This window comes from Phenylobacterium sp., assembly GCF_030645195.1.
Classification (GTDB): Bacteria; Pseudomonadota; Alphaproteobacteria; order Caulobacterales; family Caulobacteraceae; genus Phenylobacterium.
The window spans coordinates 1-4,643 of the sequence record NZ_JAUSLW010000117.1; the positions used below are offsets into that span (position 1 = coordinate 1).

The window sequence follows — 4,643 nt, forward strand, 5'->3', positions numbered from 1 at the left end:
GCTGACGACCTTGACCAGCGCGGGCCTGGTCTTCCTGGTCGAACCGATGGTCGCCAATGCGGCCAGCTGGTGGGGGATGTACTGACCGACGGCCAGAGCTGGCGCAGCTTCTTCGGGATCGTCACCGAGGCCGAGATCGACAGCGAGCCGCTGGGCGGCGCGGTCTGGACCCTGGCCCACGGCGCCACCCTGCATGGCGCCCAGGCCGAGAACAGGCGTTATCGGACAACTATGGCGACGTGGCGGGGATGGCCGCCAAGGGTTGGGAACATCCTCGGCTCGCGGGTGCTTGGTGTCGCGCAATCCTTCGCCTTATATCCCGACATGATTTTCGCCCGCTCGCCCGCGAAAGATCCCGCGTCGCTCTGGGTGGGCGATCGCGCCCGGCTGGGACTTGCGCTGGGCATGGTCCTGGCTTGGGTTGGCCTTGGACTGGGCGGATGTGCCACAGCGAACGGGCCAATCGCCGTCCATCCACGCTTGGGAAGCGTCGAGCCGTTCTTCGAATGTCGTGGCAAAGCCACAACGGCTCCGACGGTCGTGCTTGAAGCCGGCGCCTTCGGCACCTCCGCCGATTGGGGTCTCGCGATGCGGGATCTCGTCAAGAGGGGGCGCGTCTGCGCCTACGACCGCCTCGGCCTCGGCCGGTCGCCGGACCGGACCACCCCGCCGACGCCGGAAAACATCGCGCGCGACCTCGCGAACGCCCTCGATAGCCTGGGGGAGACCCGGCCCGTCATCCTCGTGGGCCACTCCAATGGCGCCTTCTATGTCGAAACCTTCGCCACCCTGTTTCCCGCTCGCGTGGCCGGCGTGCTCTATGTCGATGGCGTCGGCAGCGACGACCTCGACGAGCCCTTGGTGATGTCGGACCTGCAGGATGAGGAAACCCTAGCCCGCCTGGCGGCGATCGGCGGGCGCATGGGCCTGGCGCCGCTGGTGGTCCAACCGACGATCGACGCGATCGGGCTGCAAGATCCGGCGGCGCACCACAAGTGGGCCGCCCTCACCTCTCCTCGGCATCTGGAGAATGCCCGTGATGAGGTCCTACAGATCCTGCCTGGCCTACGACGGGTAAGGGAAATCGGCGGGGTAGGCCGGGCAACGCCCACGGCGGTGATCGTGGCCAGTCTCGCCCCAACCGACCCGATTGACAGGGCATGGCGGCAGGCCCAGGCGGCGCCGGCCCGGCGGGCGTGTCAGGGCTGGGTCCTCGACGCCCATGGCGCCACCCACGTCTCCCCGCTCGGCCGGGATCGGAGCTACCTCCTGGCCGCGATCGGGTGGCTTAAGACCCCCGGTCTCAAATCTGCGCGGGCCTGCGACGCGCAGGGATTTCGCCAGTAGGCGGTGGATAGGCTGGCGCATTCGGCCAACCCATCGACTCAGCTCAGCTACGCGCCGCTTGGTGCCGGCTCAGTTCGGCGATGGCGCAGATGATGTGGTAAAAGGAACTCGCGGGCGCGGGCTCGTCGACGAAGGCGCCGTCGGGACGCATCTTGTCGAACCAGACGCCCTGGGCGGGCGTCTGCAGATACTTCCAGAGACCATTGGCGGCCACCAGCGCGTCATCATCCTCGCCGAGGATCAGGGCGGCCTTCAGGTATTCGGTCTGCGGCCATAGCCTGGCGTTGGCGTCCCGGATCGAGAAGTCGTCCCAGAGCGCGTTGATGGCGACGGCGCGGACCGGATCGATGCCCTTGCGCCCGATCTGGAACAGCTTTCGCGCCGCCACCCGCGCCTTCCCGTCCCCACGCTGGTGGCCCCAGCGTTCCAACAGCCAGGCCCATTCGAACTGGTGGCCGGGCTCGACGAGCCGGCCGTCGTCGCCGGGCGCGGGCTTCCAGGTCTCGTCAAAGAACTCCCGTAGGAACCCGCCCTCGGAGTCGATGAAAATGGTGGCGGCCATGCCGACGATCTCGTCGGCCAACGCGTCCCAAGACGCCTCGCCGGCCTCGCTCCAGGCCAGGGCGGCTTCCAGAATGTGCATGTGGCAATTGGACTGGAATGGGTAGTCAGAGGTCTCCTTGAACCCACCGCCCCCGTGGCGAAGGCTCTGCAGGCCGTGACGCAAATGGTTGGAGGCTGCGACCAGATCCATCTTGCCGGGATCAAGACGATGCAAGGTTGCCATGCCCAGGAGCGCAAAGGCTTGGTCGTAGACAGCCGCACCATCGTCCAGCACCTCGCCCTCAGCGCTCAGCAGGCTGCGGAAGAGGCCGTCTGGTCGTTGAAACCGCGCCAGGGCATAGTTCAGGCCATGCCAGGCGGCTTGCCGCCAGGGTCCCTTCCAGCCGAGTTCACCGGCGGCGCCATAGGTAAAAACTTGGCGGCCCTGGACGCGACCACGACGGGGCGCGGGACGCGGGTCGCCGTCAACGCTCAGCGCCTCAATGAAGCCTCCGCGCTCATGGTCGGCCCCAACCGCCCACCACAGCGGTAAGGCGCTGACCCGAAGCCAATGTTGATAGGCGTCGCTCGCCTCAGCAAGGCTGGCAAAGGCGTTCGGCTTGGACTGCATCTTCAGTTGATCCACGGCGGCCTTCACTGACTGGCTGTGGCTCAGATCGCAGACCAGGATGTCATCGCCGTCAACCACAACCGCGACATCCTTCAGTCCGATCACCGCCACCTGGACGCCGGCAGGCGCCCGAACCAGCGAATGCGAGCTCTCGACAAACAGCGCTGCGCCCGACGCCGCATTGCCCGCCACGGTCTTGGCGCTGGCCGCCCACACGGCGTCCCAGGCCCCGACATCAGACCAGGCGAAATCGACCGGAAGCACGGCCGCGCGCTTGGTCTTTTCCATCACGGCGTAGTCGATAGAGATCTTCGGGGCGGTTCGAAACGTCTCCCCCAGAACCAGAACGCCGTCTGAGGCCTTTCCATCACCGACGGCCGAGTGCGCCGCGGCATAGGTCTGCGGCGCATGAGCGGCGAGCTCTTCGGCGAGCACAGCCGTCGCAACGACGAAGTTGCCGCTGTTCCAGAGGTAGCCGGCCTCGACATAGACCTTGGCTGTGGCCACGTCGGGCTTCTCAACAAAGGCGGCGACAGGCGAAACCCCATCGCCTCCAGCCGCACGAATGTAACCGTAGGCCGAGGATGGCGACGTCGGGCGCACGCCAAGCGTCACGATACTTCCGCCGCGGGCGCTGATAACCGCCACCTCCACGGCGGCGCGGAACGCGGCGTCATCAGGTACGTCGTGGTCGGCGGACACCACGACAGCGACACCAAGCGGGTCTCGCAAGTTGATCCAGGCGGCGGCCGCGGCCATGGCCGCGGCGGAATCCCGCCCTTCCGGCTCAAGCAGCAACACGCCCTCAACGTCCAATTCGGCGAGTTGAGCCAGGATCGAAGCCCGATGGGCCAGACCGGCTACGATCAGCGGCGGTGCGGCGTCCGCCAAACCGGCGACCCGCAGGACCGTGTCCTGAAAGCTGGATCGCATCCCAGTCAGGGGCACAAACTGCTTCGGCCGCGAGGGACGCGAGGCCGGCCACAGGCGGGTTCCAGACCCGCCGCACATGATTACCGGATAGACCGCCATCGCCCCGCCCCTCGCTCCGGCCAGGAAGGGCCGGAAAAATGCTACTTCGACGCCCCGGCGCGATCGGCTTCCGCCTGATGCCAGCGCCAGGCGGTCTCAATGATATCGTTCAGGCCATAGCGCGGGGTCCAGCCCAGGACCTCACGGGCCTTGCGGTTGTCGGCCACCAGGGCTGGGGCGTCGCCGGGACGGCGCGGGGCGGACTGGGCGTCGAAGGCGCCGCCCGAGACCTGCTTGATGGCCGCCACCAGTTCACGGACGCTGGTGCCCGTGCCGGTGCCGAGGTTGAAGACGTCACTCGCCCCGCCCTCCAGCAGGTGGCGCAGGGCCAGCACGTGGGCGTCGGCCAGATCCAGCACATGGATATAGTCGCGCACCGCGGTGCCGTCGGCGGTGGGATAGTCGTCGCCGAAGATCTTGAAGCCGTGGTTGGAGCCCATGGCCGCCCGGATCGCGAGCGGAATGGCGTGGGTTTCCGGCTCGTGCCGCTCGCCGATGCGCCCCTCGGGGTCGCAGCCGGCGGCGTTGAAGTAGCGCAAGATCACCGAGCGGAAGCCGGAATAGCGGTCCAGGTCTCGCAGGATTTGCTCCACCATCAGCTTGGAGTGGCCGTAGGGGTTGAGCGGCGCCTGGGGATGGGTCTCGTCCATCGGCACCTGTTGCGGGTCGCCATAGGTGGCGCAGGTCGAGGAGAACACCAGGGCGTCGACGCCGGCGCGACGAGCGGCCTCGATAAGGTTCAGGGCCCCGCCGACATTGTTCTCGTAGAAGCGGCCGGGGTGCAGCACCGATTCCCCGACCTCGATCAGGGCGGCGAAGTGGATGACCGCCGCAGGCTTGTAGGTGGCGAAGACCTCGTCGAGACGCGCGGCGTCCCGGATGTCGCCGACCTCTAGCGGCCCCCACTGGGCGAACTCGGCGTGGCCGTTCGACAGATTGTCGAACACCACAGGCCGAAAGCCGGCCTCGGAAAGGCGCAGGCAGGTGTGCGAGCCGATATAGCCGGCGCCGCCGCTGACCAGGATTGTCTGCATGCGCGCCCTGGGCTCGCCTAGAAGAACCGCTCGGCGATCCGGATCGTGTCGCCAGG

Annotated in this window: 3 protein-coding genes; 1 reads left to right on the forward strand and 2 read right to left on the reverse strand. The window is 67.5% G+C overall.

The genetic code is table 11. The features are described 5' to 3' along the window. The coding region (locus tag Q7T09_RS10415; protein WP_304699541.1) for an alpha/beta fold hydrolase at window positions 1–1,347 on the forward strand (1,347 nt) is incomplete at its 5' end. A gap of 43 nt (window positions 1,348–1,390) precedes the next feature. Here Q7T09_RS10415 and Q7T09_RS10420 read toward each other — a convergent pair. Both Q7T09_RS10420 and galE read right to left on the reverse strand, forming a co-directional pair. Next, window positions 1,391–3,553, reverse strand: a complete 2,163-nt coding sequence (locus Q7T09_RS10420; protein WP_304699542.1) for an AGE family epimerase/isomerase — start codon at window positions 3,551–3,553, stop codon at window positions 1,391–1,393. Between the two features lie 41 nt (window positions 3,554–3,594). Further along, on the reverse strand, window positions 3,595–4,587 hold the full coding sequence (gene galE, locus Q7T09_RS10425; RefSeq protein WP_304699543.1) for a UDP-glucose 4-epimerase GalE: 993 nt from the start codon (window positions 4,585–4,587) through the stop codon (window positions 3,595–3,597). Between the last annotated feature and the right edge of the window lie 56 nt (window positions 4,588–4,643).